At 67.4% G+C, this 21,083-nt stretch carries 22 protein-coding genes; 15 read left to right on the top strand and 7 right to left on the bottom strand.

The annotated features are described in order from the left end of the window. The first annotated feature begins 8 nt into the window (after positions 1-8). Positions 9-1,013 carry an aspartate carbamoyltransferase catalytic subunit gene (locus AC1RB9_RS02080; protein WP_003084569.1) on the top strand — a complete coding sequence of 335 codons (1,005 nt, stop codon included), beginning with the start codon at positions 9-11 and terminating at the stop codon, positions 1,011-1,013. Next, on the top strand, positions 1,010-2,281 hold the full coding sequence (locus AC1RB9_RS02075) for a dihydroorotase (RefSeq protein ID WP_003118805.1): 1,272 nt from the start codon (positions 1,010-1,012) through the stop codon (positions 2,279-2,281). The genes AC1RB9_RS02080 and AC1RB9_RS02075 overlap by 4 nt, the downstream gene beginning before the upstream one ends. A gap of 226 nt (positions 2,282-2,507) precedes the next feature. On the opposite strand, the gene AC1RB9_RS02070 is transcribed toward AC1RB9_RS02075, so the two are convergent. From AC1RB9_RS02070 to AC1RB9_RS02060, 3 genes are all read right to left on the bottom strand, one after another. Beyond that, the gene (locus AC1RB9_RS02070) at positions 2,508-3,692 is read right to left on the bottom strand and encodes a cystathionine gamma-synthase (protein ID WP_003110017.1); all 1,185 of its coding nucleotides are present in this window, start codon (positions 3,690-3,692) and stop codon (positions 2,508-2,510) included. After that, on the bottom strand, positions 3,689-5,062 hold the full coding sequence (locus AC1RB9_RS02065; RefSeq protein ID WP_003459266.1) for a pyridoxal-phosphate dependent enzyme: 1,374 nt from the start codon (positions 5,060-5,062) through the stop codon (positions 3,689-3,691). The genes AC1RB9_RS02070 and AC1RB9_RS02065 overlap by 4 nt, the downstream gene beginning before the upstream one ends. A gap of 242 nt (positions 5,063-5,304) precedes the next feature. Continuing rightward, a complete protein-coding gene (locus tag AC1RB9_RS02060) occupies positions 5,305-5,709 on the bottom strand; it encodes an NINE protein (protein ID WP_003084560.1) in 405 nt (134 codons plus the stop codon). 153 nt (positions 5,710-5,862) lie between these two features. Between AC1RB9_RS02060 and czcD the strand changes: the two genes are divergently transcribed. Then, a complete protein-coding gene (czcD, locus tag AC1RB9_RS02055; RefSeq protein WP_003100957.1) occupies positions 5,863-6,762 on the top strand; it encodes a CDF family zinc transporter CzcD in 900 nt (299 codons plus the stop codon). A 7-nt stretch (positions 6,763-6,769) separates the two neighbouring features. Here czcD and pilU read toward each other — a convergent pair whose 3' ends face one another. Then, positions 6,770-7,918, bottom strand: a complete 1,149-nt coding sequence (gene pilU, locus AC1RB9_RS02050) for a type IV pilus ATPase PilU (protein ID WP_003100959.1) — start codon at positions 7,916-7,918, stop codon at positions 6,770-6,772. Positions 7,919-8,095: 177 nt separating this feature from the next. Next, complete coding sequence (gene pilT / locus AC1RB9_RS02045) at positions 8,096-9,130, bottom strand: type IV pilus twitching motility protein PilT (protein ID WP_003084552.1); 1,035 nt, start codon at positions 9,128-9,130, stop codon at positions 8,096-8,098. 214 nt (positions 9,131-9,344) lie between these two features. On the opposite strand from pilT, the gene AC1RB9_RS02040 reads away from it, so the two are divergent. From AC1RB9_RS02040 to AC1RB9_RS01985, 12 genes are all read left to right on the top strand, one after another. Beyond that, complete coding sequence (locus tag AC1RB9_RS02040) at positions 9,345-10,037, top strand: YggS family pyridoxal phosphate-dependent enzyme (RefSeq protein WP_003459261.1); 693 nt, start codon at positions 9,345-9,347, stop codon at positions 10,035-10,037. Positions 10,038-10,048: 11 nt separating this feature from the next. After that, positions 10,049-10,870, top strand: a complete 822-nt coding sequence (gene proC, locus AC1RB9_RS02035) for a pyrroline-5-carboxylate reductase (protein ID WP_003084546.1) — start codon at positions 10,049-10,051, stop codon at positions 10,868-10,870. A gap of 10 nt (positions 10,871-10,880) precedes the next feature. Next, entirely contained in the window at positions 10,881-11,474 is a 594-nt protein-coding gene (locus tag AC1RB9_RS02030) for a YggT family protein (protein WP_003084544.1), read from the top strand. Next, entirely contained in the window at positions 11,471-11,767 is a 297-nt protein-coding gene (locus AC1RB9_RS02025; protein ID WP_031628111.1) for a DUF167 domain-containing protein, read from the top strand. The genes AC1RB9_RS02030 and AC1RB9_RS02025 overlap by 4 nt, the downstream gene beginning before the upstream one ends. Before the next feature lie 107 nt (positions 11,768-11,874). After that, positions 11,875-13,842, top strand: a complete 1,968-nt coding sequence (locus tag AC1RB9_RS02020) for a dynamin-like GTPase family protein (RefSeq protein WP_003459259.1) — start codon at positions 11,875-11,877, stop codon at positions 13,840-13,842. Between the two features lie 88 nt (positions 13,843-13,930). Beyond that, the gene (gene metX / locus AC1RB9_RS02015; protein WP_003084535.1) at positions 13,931-15,070 is read left to right on the top strand and encodes a homoserine O-succinyltransferase MetX; all 1,140 of its coding nucleotides are present in this window, start codon (positions 13,931-13,933) and stop codon (positions 15,068-15,070) included. Positions 15,071-15,077: 7 nt separating this feature from the next. Next, entirely contained in the window at positions 15,078-15,698 is a 621-nt protein-coding gene (gene metW, locus AC1RB9_RS02010) for a methionine biosynthesis protein MetW (RefSeq protein ID WP_003084530.1), read from the top strand. A 131-nt stretch (positions 15,699-15,829) separates the two neighbouring features. Continuing rightward, a complete protein-coding gene (locus AC1RB9_RS02005) occupies positions 15,830-16,249 on the top strand; it encodes a DUF4426 domain-containing protein (RefSeq protein WP_003100965.1) in 420 nt (139 codons plus the stop codon). Next, complete coding sequence (gene rdgB / locus AC1RB9_RS02000; protein ID WP_003084527.1) at positions 16,246-16,839, top strand: RdgB/HAM1 family non-canonical purine NTP pyrophosphatase; 594 nt, start codon at positions 16,246-16,248, stop codon at positions 16,837-16,839. Before AC1RB9_RS02005 ends, rdgB begins: the two co-directional genes overlap by 4 nt. Positions 16,840-16,959: 120 nt before the next feature. Further along, entirely contained in the window at positions 16,960-18,114 is a 1,155-nt protein-coding gene (gene hemW / locus AC1RB9_RS01995; RefSeq protein ID WP_003114885.1) for a radical SAM family heme chaperone HemW, read from the top strand. A gap of 80 nt (positions 18,115-18,194) precedes the next feature. Next, on the top strand, positions 18,195-18,518 hold the full coding sequence (locus AC1RB9_RS01990; protein ID WP_003084525.1) for a DUF3392 domain-containing protein: 324 nt from the start codon (positions 18,195-18,197) through the stop codon (positions 18,516-18,518). 61 nt (positions 18,519-18,579) lie between these two features. After that, positions 18,580-18,837 carry a hypothetical protein gene (locus tag AC1RB9_RS01985; RefSeq protein WP_003084524.1) on the top strand — a complete coding sequence of 86 codons (258 nt, stop codon included), beginning with the start codon at positions 18,580-18,582 and terminating at the stop codon, positions 18,835-18,837. Positions 18,838-18,849: 12 nt separating this feature from the next. On the opposite strand, the gene AC1RB9_RS01980 is transcribed toward AC1RB9_RS01985, so the two are convergent. Both AC1RB9_RS01980 and trmB read right to left on the bottom strand, forming a co-directional pair. Continuing rightward, entirely contained in the window at positions 18,850-20,196 is a 1,347-nt protein-coding gene (locus AC1RB9_RS01980; protein ID WP_003114884.1) for a DUF1329 domain-containing protein, read from the bottom strand. Positions 20,197-20,358: 162 nt separating this feature from the next. Beyond that, positions 20,359-21,030, bottom strand: coding sequence for a tRNA (guanosine(46)-N7)-methyltransferase TrmB (gene trmB, locus AC1RB9_RS01975; protein WP_003118800.1), 672 nt, complete (start codon positions 21,028-21,030; stop codon positions 20,359-20,361). Positions 21,031-21,083 lie beyond the last annotated feature (53 nt).

Genomic DNA, 21,083 nt, shown 5'->3' with positions numbered 1-21,083 from the left:
CCTGCCCCATGCCGACAGACGCCAAGCGCCCGCTGCAGCTCAACGACCAGGGCCAGCTGCGCCACTTCATCTCGCTCGACGGATTGCCCCGCGAGCTGCTCACCGAAATCCTCGATACCGCCGATTCCTTCCTGGAGGTCGGCGCCCGCGCGGTGAAAAAGGTCCCGCTGCTGCGCGGCAAGACCGTCTGCAACGTGTTCTTCGAGAACTCCACGCGCACCCGCACCACCTTCGAGCTGGCCGCCCAGCGGCTGTCGGCCGACGTGATCAGCCTGAACGTATCCACCTCTTCCACCAGCAAGGGCGAGACGCTCACCGACACCCTGCGCAACCTGGAGGCGATGGCCGCCGACATGTTCGTGGTGCGCCACAGCGACTCGGGCGCGGCGCACTTCATCGCCGAGCACGTCAGCCCCAACGTGGCGGTGATCAACGGCGGCGACGGACGCCACGCGCACCCCACCCAGGGGATGCTCGACATGCTGACCATCCGCCGACACAAAGGGAACTTCGAGCAGCTATCGGTGGCGATCGTCGGCGATATCCTGCATTCGCGAGTAGCCCGTTCGAACATGCTGGCGCTCAAGACCCTGGGTTGCCCGGACATCCGCGTGATCGCCCCGCGCACCCTCTTGCCGATCGGCCTGGAAGAGCAGTACGGCGTGCGCGTGTTCACCAACGCCGACGAAGGCCTGAAGGACGTCGACGTGGTGATCATGCTGCGCCTGCAACGCGAGCGCATGCAGGGTGGCCTGCTACCCAGCGAGGGCGAGTTCTTCAAGCTCTACGGCCTGACCGAGAAGCGCCTGAAGCTGGCCAAGCCGGATGCCATCGTCATGCACCCTGGCCCGATCAACCGTGGCGTGGAGATCGAGTCGGCGGTGGCCGACGGGGCCCAGTCGGTGATCCTCAACCAGGTCACCTACGGCATCGCCATCCGCATGGCGGTGCTGTCCATGGCCATGAGCGGCCAGAACACCCAACGCCAGCTGGAACAGGAGGACGCCGAATGACCATCAGTATCCGAGGCGCCCGTGTCATCGACCCGGCCAGTGGCCTGGACCAGGTCGGCGACCTCCACATCGAGGCTGGCAAGATCGTCGCCATCGGCGCCGCGCCGGCCGGCTTCAGCGCCCAGAAGACCCTCGACGGCGCCGGCCTGGTGGCCGCGCCGGGACTGGTCGATCTGAGCGTCGCCCTGCGCGAGCCGGGCTATGGACGCAAGGGCAACGTCGAAAGCGAGACCCGCGCCGCCGCGGCCGGCGGCACCACCAGCCTGTGCTGCCCGCCCTACACCCGGCCGGTGCTGGACACCCCGGCGGTGGCCGAGCTGATCCTCGACCGCGCCCGCGAGGCCGGCAACGCCAAGGTCTACCCCATCGGCGCGCTGACCCGCGGCTTCGGCGGCGAGCAACTGTCGGAACTGGTGGCCCTGCGCGACACCGGTTGCGTGGCCTTCACCAATGGCCTGCATGGCTTCGCCAGCAACCGCATCCTGCGGCGCGCCCTGGAGTACGCGGCGACCTTCGACCTGACGGTGATCTTCACCTCGCAGGACACCGATCTCGCCGAAGGCGGCCTCGCCCACGAAGGCCCGACCGCCAGCTTCCTCGGCCTCGCGGGGATCCCGGAGACCGCCGAGACCGTGGCCCTGGCCCGCAACCTGCTGCTGGTGGAACAGAGCGGCGTGCGCGCGCACTTCAGCCAGTTGACCAGCGCCCGCGGCATCGAACTCGTCGCCCAGGCCCAGGCCCGTGGCCTGCCGGTGACCTGCGACGTGGCGCTGTACCAGTTGATCCTCACCGACGAAGCGCTGGTGGGCTTCTCCAGCCTCTACCACGTGCAACCGCCGCTGCGCACCAGGGCCGACCGCGAAACCCTGCGCGAGGCGGTAAAGAGCGGCGTGGTACAAGCCATCGCCAGCCACCACCAACCCCACGAGGCGGACGCCAAGAACGCGCCGTTCGCCGCCACCGAGCCGGGCATCAGCGGCGCCGAGCTGCTGCTGCCGCTGGCGATGACGCTGGTGCAGGACGGCCTGCTCGACCTGCCGACCCTGCTCGCCCGCCTCTCCCACGGCCCGGCCCAGGCCCTGCGCCTGCCTGCCGGGCGCCTGGCGGTCGGCCAGGCCGCCGACCTGGTGTTGTTCGACCCGCAGGGTTCGACCCTGGCCGGTGAGAGCTGGTACTCGAAGGGGCAGAACAGCCCGTTCGTCGGTCACTGCCTGCCGGGACGAGTGCGTTACACCCTGGTGGACGGACACCTGACCCACGAGGGCTGATCCCTGCCACCACGAAAAAGCCCGCCATCCGGCGGGCTTTTTCATCTTCGCGTTCGCGATTCCGGGGGCGTATCCGTTGCCGGGGTGGGCGCCCTATCCCAGCCTCTGCCACCAACCCGCCTCAACGGCAGGGCGAATAACGCGGAGCGTTATCCGCCGAGGCATGCTCGCCGGGAACACCCGATGGCCGGCAGCCGCGCCGGTCGGCGCCGCTCCCTGCGGAGCCTCAGATCTTCGCCAGCGCCTGCGCCAGGTCGGCCTGCAGGTCCTCCAGCGCCTCGACGCCCACCGACAGGCGGATCAGCGAGTCACCGATGCCCAGGTCGGCGCGGGTTTCCGCCGGGATGCTGGCGTGGGTCATGATCGCCGGATGCTCGATCAGGCTTTCCACCCCGCCCAGGCTCTCCGCCAGGGAGAAGATCCGCACGTTCTCCAGGAAGCGCCGGGCGCCGGCCAGGTCGCAGCGCAGGTCGAGGGAGATCATCCCGCCGAAGCCACGCATCTGCCGTTTCGCCAGCTCATGCTGCGGGTGCGAAGCCAGGCCGGGGTAGTAGACCCGCGCCACCTGCGGCTGGCGCTCCAGCCACTGGGCCAGGGCCAGGGCGTTGCTGCAATGGCGCTCCATGCGCAGCGCCAGGGTCTTCACCCCACGCAGGGTGAGGAAGGCGTCGAACGGCCCGGAGATGGCGCCCACCGAGTTCTGCAGGAAGCCCAGGCGCTCGCGCAGGTCCGGGTTGTCGCCGACGATGGCGATGCCGCCGATCACGTCGGAATGGCCGTTCAGGTACTTGGTGGTGGAGTGCACCACCACGTCGAAGCCCAGTTCCAGGGGGCGCTGGATGTAGGGACTGGCGAAGGTGTTGTCGGCCACGCTGATGATGCCGCGGGCGCGGCAGAGCTGGGCGATGGCGCGCAGGTCGGTGAGGCGCAGCAGCGGGTTGCTCGGGGTTTCCACCCAGACCATGCGGGTTTCCGGGGTCAGCGCGGCCTCGAAGGCCTGCAGGTCGGTCGGGTCGACGAAGCTGAAGCGATGCCCGGCGCTGCGCCGGCGGACCCGCTCGAACAGGCGGAAGGTACCGCCGTAAAGGTCATTGCCGGAAACGATGTGGGAACCGGCGTCGAGCAATTCCAGCACCGAAGAGATCGCCGCCAGGCCGGAGGCGAAGGCGAAGGCCTGGGCGCCGCCCTCGAGGTCGGCCACGCAGCGCTCCAGGGCCCAGCGGGTCGGGTTGTGCGAGCGGCCGTAGTCGAGCCCCTTGTGTACCCCGGGGCTTTCCTGGATATAGGTGGAGTTGGCGTAGATCGGCGGCATGATCGCGCCGGTCGAGGGATCGGGGGCCTGCCCGGCGTGGATGACCCGGGTCGCAAAGGCCTGGGCCGGGGCGTCGGGATGCTGGTCGTGCTGGCTCATGCGAGCTTTCTCCGCAAATGGTTCAACAGGTCGAAACGGGTGATCAGGCCGTGGAAGCCGCTGGCATCGGCAACGATCGCCACCAGGCCGCGGTCCAGGACCGCCTGCAACTGGGCCAGGCTGGCGCCGGGCGCGAGGGTTTCCGGCGCGGCGTTCATCGCGCTGCTTACCGCATCGCGGAAGCGTGGCGCGTCGGCGTGGACGCCGAGCAGGATATCCGACTCGTCGATCACACCGACCAGTTTTCCATTGTCCAGCACCGGCAATTGCGAAACGTCGGCCAGGCGCATGCGCTGGAAGGCGGTGAGCAGGGTGTCGTCCGGACCGACGCTGATCACCCGGCCCTCCTCGAAGCGCCGCGCGATGATGTCGCGCAGGTCGCCGTAGTGCTTGCGTTGCAGCAGGCCCTGGTCGGTCATCCACTGGTCGTTGTAGATCTTCGACAGGTAGCGGGTGCCGGTGTCGCAGACGAAGCTGACCACCCGCTTCGGCTCCTTCTGCTCGCGACAGAAGCGCAGCGCCGCGGCCAGCAGGGTGCCGGTGGAGGAGCCGCCGGGAATGCCCTCGACGCGCAACAGTTCGCGGGCCATGGCGAAGCTTTCCTCGTCGCTGATGGAATAGGCATGGCGCACGCTGGAGAGGTCGGCGATGGCCGGTACGAAGTCCTCGCCGATGCCCTCCACCGCCCAGGAACCCGGCGTACCCAGGGTGCCGGAGCGGGAGTACTCGGCCATGATCGAGCCCTCGGGATCGGCGAGCACCATCTCCAGCTCCGGCTGGACCTTCTGGAAGAACCGGGTAAGGCCGGTCAGGGTACCGGAGGAGCCGACGCCGACGACGATGGCGTCGAGATCGTGGCCGGTCTGCGCCCAGAGCTCCGGGCCGGTGCCGCACTCGTGGGCCAGCGGGTTGGCCGGGTTGTTGAACTGGTCGGCGAAGAAGGCGCCGGGAATATCCTGCGCCAGGCGCGCGGCAACGTCCTGGTAGTACTCCGGATGGCCCTTGCCGACGTCCGAGCGGGTGATGTGCACCTCGGCGCCCATGGCGCGCAGGTGCAGGACCTTCTCGGTGGACATCTTGTCCGGCACCACCAGCACCACCCGGTAGCCCTTGGCGCGGCCGACCAGGGCCAGGCCGAGACCGGTGTTGCCGGCGGTGGCCTCGACGATGGTGCCACCGGGCCGCAGGCGGCCGTCACGCTCGGCGGCCTCGATCATGGCGACACCGATGCGATCCTTGATGGAGCCGCCGGGGTTCTGCGATTCGAGCTTGAGGAACAGGGTGCAGGGGCCGGTATCGAAGCGCGTCACGCGAACCAGCGGGGTGTTGCCGATCAGGTCGAGCACGGCGGGGCGTGAGTCGGAAGTCATCTTTTCTCCTTTCGGTGTTTCCGCACGGAGCGATACGGTGCGCGGCCTCGTGAGCCATTGCACCTATCCGTTCTGGGGCTTGCAGACCATAGGGGCTGGCGCGCGCGGGCGCCAATAACCTACAGGTAGAACGTTAGAACCTTTGGTTCCTTAAGTCCCGCCGGAGGAATTCCCTGCCGACCGCGGCGACACCCATGAAAAAGCCCGCCGGATGGCGGGCTTCTCGCGTCTGGCGACGAGCCTCAGATGCGCTGCGGCCCGTTGCGCTCGGACACCTGTCCGTTGAGGGTCCAGAAGTCGTAGAGGACGCCGAGGAAGAACAGGCCGCCGGTGAACAGGTAGATGATCCCGGTGATCCACTTGCCCATGTACATCCTGTGCACGCCGAGCACGCCGAGGAAGGTCAGCAGGATCCAGGCCACGTTGTAGTCCAGGTTGCCGCCCTGGAAGCGCCGGTCGGCCTCGCGGTCCATCGACGGGATGAGGAACAGGTCGATGATCCAGCCGATGAAGAACAGGCCGAAGGTGAAGAACCAGATCGTCCCGGTGATCGGCTTGCCGTAATAGAAGCGGTGCGAACCGGTGAAACCGAAGATCCACAGCAGGTAGCCGATGGCCTTGCTATGGGTGTCGTGCTGTTGAGTCATGCGTCCCCCTCGTTCCGTGCGCGGCTGCGGCCGCGCCTGAGCCGCAGGTTAGCGGAGCGGCGGACGCCGCGCCAGAGCGGCCCGGCGCATGACAGTTTTGCAATTGCCTATCCTGTAGGCTGGTGCTGCCGCCACCGCCCCACAGGAGCCGCCATGAGCGCCGGACACGAGCACAGCTTCGCCCAGACCAACTCGACCCGCCTGAAATGGGCGTTGCTGCTGACCGGAAGCTTCCTCGTCGCCGAGGTCGTCGGCGGCATCCTCACCGGCAGCCTGGCGCTGATCTCCGATGCCGCGCACATGCTCACCGACGCCGTGGCCCTGGCCATCGCCCTGGCCGCGATCAACATCGCCAGGCGCCCGACCAACGATCGCCTGACCTACGGCTACCACCGCTTCGAGATCCTCGCCGCGGCGTTCAACGCCTTCCTCCTGTTCGGCGTGGCCTTCTATATCCTCTACGCGGCCTACGAGCGGCTCAACCAGCCGGCGGAGATCCAGTCCGTGGGCATGCTGGTGATCGCCGTGCTCGGCCTGCTGGTGAACCTGGCCAGCATGCGCCTGCTGGCGCCGGCCCAGGGCAACAGCCTGAACGTCAAGGGCGCCTACCTGGAGGTCTGGAGCGACATGCTCGGCTCGCTGGGGGTGATCGTCGCCGCGATCGTGATCCGTTTCACCGGCTGGGCCTGGGTCGACTCGCTGGTGGCGGTGCTGATCGGTTTCTGGGTCCTGCCGCGCACCTGGATCCTGCTGCGCGAGAGCCTGCATGTGTTGCTCGAAGGGGTGCCGAAGGAAATCCAGTTGGCCGAGCTGCGCGAAGCGCTGCTGGGGATTCCCGGCGTGACCGGGCTGCACGACCTGCATGTGTGGTCGATCACCAGCGGCAAGATCAGCCTGACCAGCCATCTGGTGTACGACCCGGCCCTGGTCGATGCCGAGGCGCTGCTGGGAACGGTGAAGGCGCTGCTGCACGACCGCTACGAGATCGAACACAGCACCCTGCAACTGGAAACCTCGGCCTGCGCCCAGGCCGAGGAGCCGCTGGCCTACTGAAGACGGTTCAGCGGAAGCGCCGGCCGGCAGGGTCGTCGTCGGTGATTTCCAGGCTCAGGCCCTGGGTCAGGCTCGACAGGTGGTCGGCGTCGCTTTCCGAACCGAGCTTGATCATCAGACGCAGGTCGTTGGCCGAGTCGGCGTGGGCCAGGGCGTCCTCGTAGGTGATCTCGCCCTGGGTGTAGAGCTGGTACAGCGCCTGGTCGAAGGTCTGCATGCCCTGCTCGGTGGAGCGCTTCATCAGCGGCTTCAGCTCGTGCACCTCGCCCTTGCGGATCAGGTCGGCGGCCAGCGGGGTGTTCAGCAGCACCTCGATCACCGCCCGCCGCCCCTTGCCGTCGGGGGTCGGCACCAGTTGCTGGGCGACGATGGCCTTGAGGTTCAGCGACAGGTCCATCCACACCTGGCCATGACGGTCGGCCGGGAAGAAGTGGATGATCCGCTCCAGCGCCTGGTTGGCGTTGTTCGCGTGCAGGGTCGCCAGGCACAGGTGGCCGGTCTCGGCGAAGGCCACGGCGTGGTCCATGGTCTCCCGCGAGCGCACCTCGCCGATCATGATCACGTCCGGCGCCTGGCGCAGGGTGTTCTTCAGCGCCACCTCGAAGGAGTCGGTGTCCAGCCCCACCTCGCGCTGGGTGACGATGCAGCCCTGGTGCTGGTGGATGTACTCGATCGGGTCCTCGATGGAGATGATGTGCCCGGTGGAGTTCTTGTTGCGGTAGCCGATCATCGCCGCCAGCGAGGTGGACTTGCCGGTGCCGGTGGCGCCGACGAAGATCACCAGGCCGCGCTTGGTCAGCGCCAGCTTCTTGAGGATTTCCGGGAGCTTCAGCTCTTCCAGGGTCGGGATGTTGGTCTCGATCCGGCGCAATACCATGCCCACCAGGTTGCGCTGGTAGAAGGCACTGACCCGGAAGCGGCCGATGCCGCGGGCGCTGATGGCGAAGTTGCACTCATGGTTCTCGGCGAAATCGCGGCGCTGCTGCTCGTTCATCACGCCTAGCACGGTCTCGCGGGTCTGCTCCGGCGACAGCGGCGTCTTGGTCACCGGCATCACCCGGCCGTTGACCTTCATCGACGGCGGTACGCCGGCGGTGATGAACAGGTCGGAGCCGCCCTTTTCCACCATCAGGCGCAGCAGCTTTTCGAATTCCATGATGTTCTCGCTCACTCAGGGGCGCGCCGCGACGGCGAGCCGGATGCGGGCGAGCGGGCGCTGGACGCGCTCGCCGGCAAGGATAGGTAGGAATGCGCCTACGGTACCGCTCTCCCGCTCTTGAATCCTAGACGCAGTTCCGGGATTCGGGCGAAGCGCGGCGGATCGGCGCCAGGATCAGAAGTTTTCCGGGATCTTCGCCTTCTCGCGGGCGTTCTCGCGGCTGATCAGGCCCTTGGCGACCAGGCCCTTGAGGCACATGTCGAGGGTCTGCATGCCCAGCGAGCCGCCGGTCTGGATCGCCGAATACATCTGCGCGACCTTGTCCTCGCGGATCAGGTTGCGGATCGCCGGGGTGCCGATCATGATCTCGTGGGCCGCCACCCGGCCGCCGCCGATCTTCTTGATCAGGGTCTGCGAGATCACCGATTGCAGCGACTCGGAGAGCATCGAGCGAACCATGGCCTTTTCCTCGGCCGGGAACACGTCGACCACCCGGTCGATGGTCTTCGCCGCCGAGGTGGTGTGCAGGGTGCCGAATACCAGGTGGCCGGTCTCCGCCGCGGTCAGGGCCAGGCGGATGGTTTCCAGGTCGCGCATCTCGCCGACCAGGATGATGTCCGGGTCCTCCCGCAGCGCCGAGCGCAGCGCTTCGCTGAAGCCGAGGGTGTCGCGATGCACCTCGCGCTGGTTGACCAGGCACTTCTTCGATTCGTGGACGAATTCGATCGGGTCCTCGATGGTGAGGATGTGGTGGTACTTGGTGTTGTTCAGGTAGTCGAGCATCGCCGCCAGGGTGGTGGACTTGCCCGAACCGGTCGGCCCGGTGACCAGTACCAGCCCGCGCGGGACGTCTGAAACACGTTTGAACACTTCTCCCATGCCAAGCTCCTCCATGGTCAGTACCTTGGAGGGAATGGTCCGGAATACCGCGCCGGCGCCACGGTTCTGGTTGAAGGCGTTGACCCGGAAACGCGCGACGCCCGGCACCTCGAAGGAGAAGTCGGTCTCGAGGAATTCCTCGAAGTCCTTGCGCTGCTTGTCGTTCATGATGTCGTAGATCAGCGCATGCACCTGCTTGTGTTCCAGCGGTGGCAGGTTGATCCGGCGTACATCGCCATCCACCCGGATCATGGGTGGCAGGCCGGCGGAGAGGTGCAGGTCCGAAGCGCCCTGTTTGGCACTGAAGGCGAGCAGCTCGGTAATATCCATGGGACTCCCCAATTACAAGCAAGCAGGTAGAATGCCGCCAAAGCCGCCGTCTCGGACAAGGAAAACACCGGATGAACCAGGGTGCTTCCAGGACACGCGTGGTGTCCTGCGCCAGACGCGGAACCTCGACACTGGAACAGGAAGATGGCCATCGAGGCCGGCGGTTTCGAGGGCGTCGAGCCGACGCCGACCGCACTTCCATAGGGCGCAGGTAATGTCCACGATAGCAGAGAATATTGCAAAGGTTGCCGCGCGCATCCGTGAGGCAGCGCAAGCTGCGGGGCGCGATCCGGCCACGGTCGGCCTGCTCGCCGTGAGCAAGACCAAGCCCGCCGCCGCGGTGCGCGAGGCGTACGCCGCCGGCCTTCGCGACTTCGGCGAAAACTACCTGCAGGAGGCCCTCGGCAAGCAGGCCGAACTGGCCGACCTGCCCTTGAACTGGCACTTCATCGGCCCCATCCAGTCGAACAAGACGCGGCCCATCGCCGAGCATTTCCAGTGGGTGCACTCGGTGGACCGGTTGAAGATCGCGCAGCGCCTGTCGGAGCAACGCCCGGCCGGGCTGCCGCCCCTGAATGTCTGCCTGCAGGTCAACGTCAGCGGCGAAGCCAGCAAGTCCGGCTGCGCCCCCGAGGACCTGCCGGCCCTGGCCGAGGCCGTGAAGCAACTGCCCAACCTCCGATTGCGTGGCCTGATGGCCATCCCCGAACCCACCGCCGAACGCACCGCGCAACACGCCGCGTTCGCCCGCCTGCGCGAACTGCTGCTGGACCTGAACCTTGGCCTGGACACCCTGTCCATGGGCATGAGCGACGACCTCGAGGCAGCCATCGGCGAAGGTGCGACCTGGGTCCGCATCGGTACCGCCCTGTTCGGCGCCCGCGACTACGGCGCGCCGGCTTCTTGAAGGAATCCCCTATGAGCACACCCCGCATAGCGTTCATCGGCGCCGGCAACATGGCCGCCAGCCTGATCGGCGGCCTGCGCGCCCAAGGCGTGCCGGCGGCGCAGATCCGCGCCAGCGACCCGGGCGCCGAGCAACGCGCGAAGATCGCCGGCGAGTTCGCCATCGACGTGGTCGAGTCCAACGCCGAGGCCGTGGCCGACGCCGACGTCGTGGTCCTGTCGGTCAAGCCGCAGGCCATGAAAGCCGTGTGCCAGGCCTTGGCGCCGGCGCTGAAGCCGGAGCAACTGATCGTCTCCATCGCCGCCGGCATCCCCTGCGCCAGCCTCGAAGCCTGGCTCGGCCAGCCGCGCCCGGTGGTCCGCTGCATGCCCAACACCCCGGCGCTGCTGCGCCAGGGCGCCAGCGGGCTGTACGCCAACGCGCAGGTCAGCGCCGCGCAACGCGAGCAGGCCGGGCAGTTGCTGTCTGCGGTAGGCATCGCCCTGTGGCTGGACGACGAAGCGCAGATCGACGCGGTGACCGCAGTGTCGGGCAGCGGCCCGGCGTATTTCTTCCTGCTGATGCAGGCCATGACCGACGCCGGCGAGAAGCTCGGCCTGTCCCGCGAGACAGCCTCGCGCCTGACCCTGCAGACCGCCCTCGGTGCGGCGCAGATGGCGCTGTCCAGCGAGGTCGAGCCGGCCGAACTGCGGCGCCGGGTGACTTCGCCCAACGGCACCACCGAGGCGGCGATCAAATCCTTCCAGGCCAACGGCTTCGAAGCACTGGTGGAGCAGGCCCTGAACGCCGCCAGCCAGCGCTCCGCCGAGCTGGCCGAACAGCTTGGCCAATAAGGAGTAGTCGATGATCGGCCTCAACACCGCTGCTATCTATATCCTCCAGACCCTCGGCAGCCTCTACCTGCTGATCGTGCTGCTGCGCTTCATCCTGCAGCTGGTCCGCGCGGACTTCTACAACCCCCTCAGCCAGTTCATCGTGCGCGCCACCAAGCCGCTGCTGAACCCGCTGCGGCGGATCATCCCCGGCTTCGGTGGGATCGACCTGGCCTCGCTGGTGCTGGCGATCCTGATCCAGCTGGTGCTGATGATCCTGATCCTGATGCTGATGGGCTACGGCGTCGGCGGCTTCATCATGCAACTGCTGATCTGGTCGATCATCGCCGTCACCTCGCTGTTCCTGAAGGTGTTCTTCTTCGCCCTGATCATCAGCGTGATCCTTTCCTGGGTCGCCCCGGGCAGCTACAACCCTGGCGCGCAACTGGTGAACCAGATCTGCGAACCGCTGCTGATGCCGTTCCGCAAGCTCCTGCCGAACCTCGGCGGACTGGATCTCTCGCCGATCTTCGCGTTCCTCGCGCTGAAGCTGATCGACATGCTGGTGATCAACAACCTGGCGGCCATGACCGGCATGCCCCAGCAGTTGAGCATTTTCCTCTGAGCTTCTACCGCTGGGACGGCGAGGACCTGCTCCTCGATTGCCACCTGCAGCCCAAGGCGAGCCGCGACGAGTTCGCCGGGCTGCACGGCGAGCGCCTGAAGATCCGCCTCACCGCACCGCCGGTGGAGGGCAAGGCCAACGCCCATCTGCTGGCCTTCCTCGGCAAGGCCTTCGGCGTGGCCAAGAGCCTGGTGAGTCTCGAAAGCGGCGAGCTGAACCGGCAGAAACGGGTGCGCATCCGCCGTCCGACCCGATTGCCGGAGGAACTGGGGATCGCCGCTCGACCCGCTTGACCGACCTTACGTGCAGGAATGTGAAGCAGGCCAATTGACGCTCCCCCGCTCCCCCGCATAATCCACGCCATCCTTCCCCCGCCGGTCCCGCGCCCTGGAGCCCCTGGATGAGCATGGAAAGACTCAGCCATCAAATCGACGCCTACGTCGCCTGGAAGCGCGAGCTGATGCGGGAAATCACCCGCTATCGCGGCTGGCTGGAGCGCAGCCGGCTGAACAGCCCGGCGGTCGAGGCCAAGCTCGAACGCGCCCTGCGCCAACTGCGCGCGGACCATATCACCCTGGCCTTCGTCGGCGAGTTCTCGCGTGGCAAGACCGAGCTGATCAACAGCCTGTTCTTCGCCGGCTACGGCCAGCGCATGCTGCCGTCCCACGCCGGGCGCACCACCATGTGCCCCACCGAGCTGTTCCACGATCCGCGCGCCGAGCGCAGCTACATCCGCCTGCTGCCGATCGAGACGCGCCTGGCCGACGCCAGCGTCGCCCAGTTCAAGCGCGTGCCGCGCCACTGGGTGAACATTCCGCTGGACACCGGCGACCCGGAGGGCATGGCCCAGGCCTTCGCCCAGGTCGCCAAGACCAAGGCGCTGCCGGTGGAACAGGCGATCCAGCTCGGCTTCCACCCGGATGCCCTGGAAGCCGCCGACGAGCCCGACCAGGTGCGCGTCCCGGCCTGGCGCCACGCCCTGGTCAACTTCGACCACCCGCTGCTGCGCCAGGGCCTGCGGATCCTCGACACGCCTGGCCTGAATGCCCTCGGCAGCGAGCCGGAGCTGACCCTGTCGATGCTGCCCAACGCCCAGGCGATCCTGTTCCTGCTGTCCGCCGACGCCGGTGTCACCGCCTCGGACATGGAAATCTGGCAGAAGTACATCCAGCCACTGCGCGAGGACGGCCACAGCAGCCTGTTCGCCGTGCTGAACAAGATCGACGTGCTCTGGGACGACCTTTCCGGCGAGCGCTTCGTACAGAACGCCATCCGCCTGATCCAGGACGGCACGGCCCGCCAGCTCGGCCTGCAGCGCGGCGACGTGCTGCCGCTGTCGGCGAAGCAGGCGCTGCTGGCCAAGGTCCGCGGCGAACCGGCGCTGCTCGAACGCAGTCGCCTGGATCGGCTGGAAGCGCTGCTCTGCGAGCGCATCGTCGCGCAGAAGGAAGCGCTGCTGGAGAACTCCGTGCTCGGCCAGGTCCTTGGCCTGCTGCACAACAGCCAGCATCTGCTGCGCCTGCGCCTGGAGAAGGTCGAGGAACAGCGCGCGCTGCTCGACGACAAGCAGCGCGACAGCGGCCAACTGCTGTTCGAACTGACCGCGAAGACCAAGGACGACCACGGCCGCCACCACCGCCGCCTGCTCAACCTGAAGACCAACCAGCGCCTGCTGCAGCACCAGGGCGCGACGCTGCGCGAGACGATCCGCAGCGAACGCATGGAACAGCACCTGCAGAAGGTGCGGCGCAACCTCAACGGCAGCCTGACCACGGTCGGCATCAACCAGGCGATCCTGGCGTTCTTCCGCGCGGTGGAGCACGACCTCGACAACCTCGAGCACGAGGCCGGCATGGCCAACCGCATGGTCGCCGCCATCTACCGCCGGCACAACGAGGAGAACCCGCTCTACGCCCTCGACGCGCCGCAGCTACGGGTCCAGCGCTACCAGCGCGAACTGTTGCAACTGAAGAAGAAGGGCGACCAGTTCCGCCTGCAGCTGAAGACCGTGCTTACCGAGCAACGCCTGCTGACCCGGCGCTTCTTCGCCACCCTGGTGCAGGAGGTGGTCGGCCTGCACCAGCGCCTGCGCGAGGAAACCGAGCGCTGGGCCAACGACGCGCTGATGCCGCTGATGCAGCACACCCTGGAAAACAAACAGTTGCTCGAAAGCCACATGCTCCGCCTCAAGGGCCTGGCCCAGGAGACCCAGCAGGTACGCCAGCGCAGCCAGGCCTTCGCCGGGTTCGCCGGGGAATTGCAGGAACAGTTGCGCGAAGCCGGCGACATCCTCCGCCAGTTGCGCCGCCCCTCGCCCCTGCAGCGCCAGGCCAAGGTGGTCAACCTGCCCGGCTCGCAGCGCGCCTGACCCCGCTCCCACGGCGCGCGCCAGCGCGCTTGCCGCTGGGGGCGACGCTCTTTAGACTGGCGCCCTCCTTTGTTCGAGAGCAGGGTCGATGCCCACAGTCTTCCCCGACGACTCCGTCGGTCTGGTCTCCCCCCAGACGCTGCACTTCAACGAACCGCTCGAGCTGACCAGCGGCAAGTCCCTGGCCGAGTACGACCTGGTGATCGAAACCTACGGCGAGCTGAATGCCACGCAGAGCAACGCGGTGCTGATCTGCCACGCCCTCTCCGGCCACCACCACGCCGCCGGCTACCACAGCGTCGACGAGCGCAAGCCGGGCTGGTGGGACAGCTGCATCGGTCCGGGCAAGCCGATCGACACCCGCAAGTTCTTCGTCGTCGCCCTCAACAACCTCGGCGGTTGCAACGGTTCCAGCGGCCCCGCCAGCATCAATCCGGCGACCGGCAAGGTCTACGGCGCGGACTTCCCGATGGTCACGGTGGAAGACTGGGTGCATAGCCAGGCGCGCCTGGCAGACCGCCTCGGCATCCGCCAGTGGGCCGCGGTGGTCGGCGGCAGCCTCGGCGGCATGCAGGCGCTGCAATGGACCATCAGCTACCCCGAACGCGTCCGTCACTGCCTGTGCATCGCCAGCGCGCCGAAGCTGTCGGCGCAGAACATCGCCTTCAACGAAGTCGCCCGGCAGGCGATTCTTTCCGACCCTGAGTTCCTCGGCGGCTACTTCCAGGAACAGGGCGTGATTCCCAAGCGCGGCCTCAAGCTGGCGCGGATGGTCGGCCATATCACCTACCTGTCCGACGACGCCATGGGCGCCAAGTTCGGCCGCGTACTGAAGACCGAGAAGCTCAACTACGACCTGCACAGCGTCGAGTTCCAGGTCGAGAGTTACCTGCGCTACCAGGGCGAGGAGTTCTCCACCCGCTTCGACGCCAATACCTACCTGCTGATGACCAAGGCGCTGGACTATTTCGACCCCGCCGCCGCCCACGGCGACGACCTGGTGCGCACCCTGGAGGGCGTCGAGGCGGACTTCTGCCTGATGTCCTTCACCACCGACTGGCGTTTCTCGCCGGCCCGCTCGCGGGAAATCGTCGACGCCCTGATCGCGGCGAAAAAGAACGTCAGCTACCTGGAGATCGACGCCCCGCAAGGCCACGACGCCTTCCTCATGCCGATCCCCCGGTACCTGCAAGCCTTCAGCGGTTACATGAACCGCATCAGCGTGTGAGGATCCGATGCGCGCCGATCTCGAAATCATCCAGGAATGGATTCCCGCCGGCAGCCGCGTCCTCGACCTCGGCTGCGGCGACGGCGAACTCCTGGCCTGGCTGCGCGACCACAAGCAGGTCAGCGGCTACGGCCTGGAGATCGATCCCGACAACATCGCCCGTTGCATCGAAAACGGGGTGAACGTGATCGAGCAGGACCTCGACAAGGGCCTGGGCAACTTCGCCAGCGACAGCTTCGACGTGGTGGTGATGACCCAGGCGCTACAGGCCGTGCACTATCCGGACAAGATCCTCGAAGAGATGCTGCGGGTCGGCAAGACCTGCATCATCACTTTCCCCAACTTCGGCCACTGGCGCTGCCGCTGGTACCTGGCGCGCAACGGCCGGATGCCGGTCTCCGAGTTCCTGCCGTATACCTGGTACAACACGCCGAACATCCATTTCTGCACCTTCCAGGACTTCGAGCGCCTGTGCCGCCAGTTGCGCATGCGCGTGCTCGACCGCCTGGCCGTAGACCGTGACCACCGGCATGGCTGGGCCAGCCGGCTGTGGCCTAATCTATTGGGTGAGATTGGAATCTACCGGGTCACCGGACCCGGAGTGCAGACCCGCAACCTCGCCGTCTAGGAACGCGCCAGGCTGCGGGCCAGGGCCGGGCGCCCCTCCGCTCGTCCTCGGGAGAGCGCTGCCGAAGCCGGCCAAGGCCGCCGGCAGCAGACCATGGACAACGTCCATGCCACCTTTCAGGAGAAACCATCATGCGCCGCTTCACCGCTTTCGTCCTCGGCCTCTGCCTGAGCCTGCCGGTCCTCGCCGAGCAGGTGCAGCGCTTCGGCGACCTGGACGTCCACTACAACGTGTTCAACTCCAGCTTCCTCCAGCCCAACGTGGCCAGCGCGGTCGGCCTGGTACGCAGCAAGGCGCAGGGCGTGATCAACGTGGTGCCGATGGAGAAAGGCAAGCCGGTAGAGGCCGCCGTGACCGGCTCGGCCAAGGACCTGACCGGCAAGGTCATCCCCCTGGAGTTCCGCCGAGTCAGCGAGGAAGGCGCCATCTACAACCTGGCGCAATTCCCGATCAGCCAGCGCGAGACCCTGGTCTTCACCATCAAGGTCGAGGCCAAGGGCGAACCTGCGCAAACCTTCAGTTTCAACAAGGAAATCTTCCCGGACGAATGATCAAGCTCGAACAGCTGGTGCTGGCCAGCCACAATGCCGGCAAACTCAAGGAACTCCAGGCCATGCTCGGCGCCAGCGTGAAGGTGCGCTCGATCGGCGAGTTCAGCCAGGTGGAACCGGAGGAAACCGGTCTTTCCTTCGTCGAGAACGCCATCCTCAAGGCACGCAACGCCGCACGCCTCTCCGGCCTGCCGGCGCTGGCCGACGACTCCGGGCTGGCGGTGGACTTCCTCGGCGGCGCGCCGGGCATCTACTCGGCGCGCTATGCCGACGGCCGGGGCGACGCGGCGAACAACGCCAAGCTGCTGGAGGCCATGAAGGATGTCCCGGACGCCGAGCGCGGCGCACAGTTCGTTAGCGTGCTGGCGCTGGTGCGCCACGCCGACGACCCGCTGCCGATCCTCTGCGAGGGCATCTGGGAAGGCCGCATCCTCCGCGAAGCCCGCGGCGCCCACGGCTTCGGCTACGACCCGCTGTTCTGGGTGCCGGAACGCGACTGCTCCAGCGCCGAGCTGGCGCCCGAGGAGAAGAACCGCCTCAGCCACCGAGCCCGCGCCATGGCCCTGCTCAAGCAGCGCCTGGGTCTCTGAGCCGCAACCGCCGGCGGCGCCCCCGGGCGGCGTCGGCACGGCGTTTCGTCCGGCCGCCTTGGAGGTTGGCCGAACTCATGCCACGATAGCGCCCCGAAACCGCCTCCACCCCGCCCCGCCGTGACCCAAGCCACCCCGTTCCAGCTCCCGCCCCTGGCCCTGTACGTGCACATCCCGTGGTGCGTGCGCAAGTGCCCGTATTGCGACTTCAACTCCCACGCCGCTGGCCCGGAGCTGCCCGAAGAGGCCTATGTCGACGCCCTGCTCGCCGACCTGGAGCAAGACCTGCGCCATGTCCACGGCCGGCGCCTGGGTTCGATCTTCTTCGGCGGCGGCACGCCCAGCCTGTTCTCGGCCAAGGCCCTGGGCCGGCTACTGGAAGGCGTCGAGCGCAGGGTCGGCTTCGCCGACGGCATCGAGATCACCCTGGAAGCCAATCCCGGCACCTTCGAACAGGTCAAGTTCGCCGACTACCGGCGCCTCGGCATCAATCGCCTGTCCATCGGCGTGCAGAGCTTCCAGGCCGACAAGCTGCAGGCCCTGGGGCGCATCCACGACGGCGCCGAGGCAGTGCGCGCCGCCGACATGGCGCGCCAGGCCGGCTTCGACAACTTCAACCTCGACCTGATGCACGGCCTGCCCGGGCAGAGCCTCGACGACGCCCTGGCCGACCTGCGCCAGGCCCTCGCCCTGGCCCCCACGCACCTCTCCTGGTACCAACTGACCATGGAGCCGAACACGGTGTTCTGGAGCCAGCCGCCGGAGCTGCCCGAGGACGACATCCTCTGGGACATCCAGGAAGCCGGCCAGGCCCTGCTCGACGAGCACGGCTACCGCCAGTACGAGACCTCCGCCTACGCCCGCGACGGCCTGCGCGCCCGGCACAACCTGAACTACTGGAGCTTCGGCGACTTCCTCGGCATCGGCGCCGGCGCCCACGCCAAGCTGAGCGCGCCGGACGGACGCATCGTGCGGACCTGGAAGACCCGCCTGCCGAAGGACTACCTCAACCCGCAAAAGGCCTTCCAGGCCGGCGAGCGCCCGCTGGAAGCGGCCGACCTGCCATTCGAGTTCATGATGAACGTGCTGCGCCTGGTCGACGGCGTCCCCGCCGCGCTCTACCCGCAGCGCACCGGCCAGCCACTGGCGGCGATCGCCGATGCCTGCGCCGCCGCGCGCGACGCCGGGCTGCTCGCCGACGACCCGCAGCACCTGCGTCCCAGCGAACGCGGCCAGCTGTTCCTCAACGACCTGCTGCAACATTTCCTGCCGTGACGACGGATGCACGCCCATCCGTGCCGGCAGGCAGGTAAACTCCGCCGACCGACACGCCGATTCGTTACAAGGAACCCTCGATGGATTACGCGCTGGACCTGATCGCCACCCTGTCGCGCTGGAGCCGCAGCCACCTGTCGGACATTTCCCTGGCCATCATGGCCACCCTGCTGGTGCTGTTCGGCCCGGCGATCAACGCCTGGGTACAGCAGCGCATCGGCAGCCTCAACTTCGTCTTCCGCACCCTGCTGTTCGTGTTGATCTGCGCGGTCGGCTACGGCCTGGCGATGGTCTTCGTCACCCCCTGGCTGGCCAAGGGCCTCGGCTACTTCAACAACTACACCCTGGCGCCCGTGCTCCTGCTAGTGTTCTTCGTGATCGGCATGATCGCCGATCGCAGCTGAGCCCCCGGTCTCCCGGCGGCCAGCGCCGTCCCCAAGAGCGTCATGGCCTCCGGGAGCCCGCATGAAACCGATCAAGCACCTCTACCTGCATTTCACCGACGGCCAGCGCCTGTCGCTGCGCTTCCCGCGCCAGCAGGACGACCCGGCCGAGGTTGCCCGCAGCATCCGTCAGCAACTGGACACGCCCTATCTCAGCGTCGAGGTCGACGGCGACCTGCTGCTGATTCCGCGGGACAGCATCAAGTACCTGCAGATCAGCCCGGCGCCGGCGCGCCTGGACGACGACGGCACGCTACGCGGCGCCGAGCTGATCGTCTGAGGGCCGTCCGCCTCAGTTCCCCTCCCGGCGCAGCGCCTGCGGGGTGAAGTCGCGCGGCCCGACCTGCACGCCGAAGTCGTACATCGGCTCGTTGTTGTCCAGCCCATCGACGAAGTAGCGGCCGCCCTTGAAGTCGTAGATCGCTTCCAGGGTGCTGGAGACCAGCGGCACATCGTAGTAGTTGATCGGATGGACTTCCTGGGCCCGGGTCAGCACGCCATCCTTGTCGTAGATGTCGGCGGCGAGGATCTGCCAGCTGTCTTCGTCGAGGTAGAAGCGGCGCTTGGCGTAGGGATGGCTGAAGCCCTTGCGCAGGGTCGCCTCGACCACCCAGACGCGATGCAGCTCGTAGCGCAGCAGGTCGGGATTGATGAAGCGGCTCTTGAGTATGTCGCCATAGGCGAGGCCCTTCTGGTGCACCGCGTAGCTGTTGTAAGGCACCAGCATCTCGCGCTTGCCGAGCAACGCCCACTCGTAGTGGTCCGGTGCACCGTTGTAGACATCCACGGTGTCCGCCGTGGCCATGCCGTTGGTATCCGGCTGCAGGCTGTCGTAGGCCAGGGTCGGCAAGCGGCGCACGCGCCGCTCGCCACGGTTGAAGCGCCAGGCCTTGCGGATCGACAGCACCTGGTCGAGGGTTTCCTGCACCACCAGCGCCGAACCGGCCAGGCGCGCCGGCGCGACCACCTTGTACTTGTAGTAGAACAACGTGTTGTCGAGGTTCTCCGGGATCATCCCCTCGCGGCCATAGACGAAGTACAGGTAGCGGTCGAGCTTGAGCAGGTTGTAGCTGCCGTTGGCCAGCACCGCCGCCTGGTTGGTCTGCAGGTGCAGTTGCTCGCCGCGGTAGCGCATGATGTGGTTCCAGATCGCTTCCTGGCCGCTCTGCGGCAGGGGGAAGGGCACGCCGGCGGCAGCGCCCTGCACGCCGTTGCCGTCGGCGATCAGCTCGGCGCGGCTGGCGTTGGCGCGGGTAGCGTCGTACAGGCGCTGCGGCAGGGATGCGCTGCGGCGGGTGGGGAAGACCCGCAGGTGGTAGTCCGGGTTGGCCTGCAGCAAGGCCTGGGTGCCCGGCGTCAGCAGCGCCTGGTAGGCGGCCATGTTGCGGCTGTCGAGGACCAGGCGCGGACGATCGGCGGCGAACGGGTCGAGGTGATGCATGCCGGGCCGGTAGCCGGCCGGCGCCTGGGTGATGCCGCCGGTCCAGGGCGGGATGCTGCCATCGGCGTTGCCGGCCCGCTCCGCCCCCAGCGGGGTCAGGTCCTGGTCCAGGCGTGCGGCCTGGACTTCGTCTACCTTGGCCTGCGCCGCCCAGGCGCAACCGGCCCCGAGCAACAGGATGCCCAGTTTCTTCAACACAGCAGTCTCCTTTGCAGCCGGCCGAGCCGTGCCGCTCTTATTATTGGATCCGGCCGAAGCCGGGAAACGTGCAGCTTGAAGGTGAGGTCCGCCGGGTGTTCCCGGTCTGCTTGGAGTCCCGGCGCCGGTTCGGCGCCAGGGGTACGTCGCTGGTGCGGTGGATCAGTCGACGCGCTCGAACTTGAGGTCCCAGACGCCATGTCCCAGGCGCTCCCCGCGCCGCTCGAACTTGGTCACCGGACGCTCTTGCGGGCGCGGCACGAAGCGGCCGTCTTCGGCCTGGTTGCGGTAGCCCGGCGCCGCGCTCATGACGTCCAGCATGTGCTCGGCATAGGGCTCCCAGTCGGTGGCCATGTGCAGCACGCCGCCGACCTTCAGCTTGCGCCGCACCAGTTCGGCGAATTCCGGCTGGACGATCCGCCGCTTGTGGTGGCGCTTCTTGTGCCAGGGATCGGGGAAGAACAGCAGCAGCCGATCGAGGCTGGCGTCGGCCACGCAGTGGCGCAGCACTTCCAGCGCGTCGCAGCTATACACCCGCACGTTGCCCAGGCCCTGGGTCAGCAGGCCGTTGAGCAGCGCGCCGACGCCCGGCTTGTGCACCTCGACGCCGATGAAGTCGATGTCAGGCGCGGCGGCGGCCATTTCCAGGGTGGAATGGCCCATGCCGAAACCGATCTCGAAAGTCCGCGGCGCCTGGCGACCGAAGATCGCGTCGAAGTCCTGGACCTCATCGCTCAGTTCCAGGCCGAACTTCGGCCAGCCCAGGTCGAGGCCACGCTGCTGGCCTTCGGTCATGCGCCCGGCGCGCATCACGAAGCTCTTCACGGTGCGCATCGGCCGTGCTTCGTCGTGTTCCGCCAGGGAGTCCTGGGCCGGGGATTGCGGGG

Source organism: Pseudomonas sp. 20-5, from assembly GCF_056782835.1.
The sequence above is the reverse complement of the archived record's forward strand: the minus strand, read 5'-3'. Positions and strand labels throughout refer to the sequence as shown.